General features: G+C 44.6%; 2 protein-coding genes. Both read left to right on the forward strand.

Translation table 11 applies throughout. The features are described 5' to 3' along the window. Positions 1-287, forward strand: a 287-nt coding sequence (locus CCS02_RS21955; protein WP_157808024.1) for a transposase, incomplete at its 5' end; no start/stop codon positions are given. Positions 288-712: 425 nt separating this feature from the next. Further along, positions 713-2,083, forward strand: coding sequence for an MATE family efflux transporter (locus CCS02_RS21960; protein WP_232728944.1), 1,371 nt, complete (start codon positions 713-715; stop codon positions 2,081-2,083). Positions 2,084-2,113: the final 30 nt, after the last annotated feature.

Below are 2,113 nucleotides of genomic sequence, written 5' to 3' on the forward strand. Positions count from 1 at the left end.
CCAGCATCGGCCTTGTGCCAGCGCACAGTGGTAGCGGCGGTAAAGTTACCATCGGCAGGATTACCAAACGAGGTGATACGTATCTGCGTACATTGATCATCAATGGGGCTCGATCTTTGGTCATCCATGTTAAAGAAAAAACAGACAGCTTGAGTTGTTGGGTAAGACAATTACTCAGCACGAAAGGGTTTAATAAAACCATTGTAGCTGTCGCCAACAAACTGGTCAGAATGGCGACAGCCATGCTGAAAAGTGGGCTTGAATATCGTCAACCTGTCGCACAGTGATGATGGTTTTTAAAAGTCAGTGAATAAAAGAAAGTACCAACCGAGACAGTTAGCAATATAGATTGAACGGAATGAACAGCTAGCAAGCAAACCAAATGAAACCTGAGTAGGTCATCGGCTTTTAAAGCCGTCACGCCGATAAGGCGTTTGGTTCACGGCGAATCAAAGCCGTTAAGGTCTGGAGTAGCTCTCCATAATAAGACCGAATATACGAAAGCTAACGCAAGTTTGTTATGACCGTTGATAAATATTGTTAATAACCAAGTAGAGTACGCATGATTCTTTATTAAAAAATAGGGACGCTATTGTTGCATCCCCAGAGGAGTCCATATACGACCTATAGGTGATTTGGTGCAATGTATGGCGATCGGTGTTAAATTGCTCGGTCGTTTTTTGCGTTTTCTATGGATAGTCGGCGGTGATGTGTGGTTAAGCGTTTCCCAGTGTTAAAAGAAGTTCTGCATTTGTTATTTCCAATGGTTCTGACGATGACATTGGAGCTGTCGATCAGTGTGGTCGATACCATCATGTTAGGGCATTACAGCGCATTGCATTTGGCTGCTGTTGGTTTGGCATCGAGTTTATGGCTACCGGTTGGTTGTTTCTTGATTGGCGTGACATTCGGTCTTACGCCTTTGGTGACGCGTCATTTGCATGGTCGACAACCAAAACTGGTTAACCTATATATGTCGCAAGCGGTAGGCTTATCAGTAGGGCTTGGTTTATTGGCGAGCTTGGTGGCGATCTTCTTATTGCCATATTTCGCCGGTTTGATGGCGACGGAAGAAGAAACAAGACAAGTTTCCGTTTCATACTTGTATATTTTCGCACCTGCTCTTCCTATGTTGGCCTTGATGACTGCGTATAAAAATTTGTTTGAAGCGGCTGGCCGTCCAGGTTTTCCGCTGTTTGTCGCAAGTTTCGGTCTAGCACTAAATATCTTATTTAACTATGTGCTGATTTTTGGCAATTTTGGCTTTCCAGAAATGGGTGCAAAAGGCGCGGCGTTGGCGTCTGCTTTATCCTTGTATTTAGCGGTGTCGATGTTTTTTGTTTACGACCGTTTTATCAATAAAACCCCGTTATTTACCCGTTTAGTGTGGCGTTATACACGTAAGTTCTCGATTCTACTGAATGTTGGCGCGCCAGCGGGCTTTGCCTTTGCTTTTGAAGTCGGTTTGTTTTCTTCTATGACGTGGTTGATTTCATCTTTTGGTGATCTAGCGTTAGGCGGCGGTCAGATCGTTATGTCTTACACTTCTTTCTTGTTTACGCCAATGATGGCGATGAGTGCTGTGACAGCGATAGTTGTCGCGAAAGCCATGTCTAAAGAAGGCGTTAGCGGCGTTAGAAAGCGTATTCGAGTGATCGTTTGGCTAGGGCTTTCTTATGTGAGTACCTGTTTTATTATTACTCAAGTTTTCCATAATCAGATTCCGTATATCTATAGTAACAATACTGAAGTAGTGGCTTTGGCGGCGAGCATTTTGTTGATCTCTTCCTGTTATCAGTTCCCCGATATGCTGCAAACGGTATTTACTGGTGCCTTGCGAGGATTCCGTGATACGCGTTCAACTATGATCGCCTTTGCAGCGTCTTTGTTTGGCTTAAGTATTCCGTTTGGATTTTGGTTGTCTCATTACAGCCCGTGGGCAGAGACCTTATCGCTGCGAGGCTTTTACATTGGTTTAGGCGCGGGGTTAACCTTGTTAGCGGCGATTCTGATCCTGCGTTTTCGTGTGATATTGGCGCGTTATGAAGGCCGACGCATTGCGTCACCAAGAGAAGTGGCGTAGATCGAGGAATTTTCGGCTTTTACCAAACTT

Origin of the sequence: Marinomonas sp. ef1 (genome assembly GCF_002806845.1) — a bacterium.
In the GTDB taxonomy this organism is placed as follows: Bacteria; Pseudomonadota; Gammaproteobacteria; order Pseudomonadales; family Marinomonadaceae; genus Marinomonas; species Marinomonas polaris.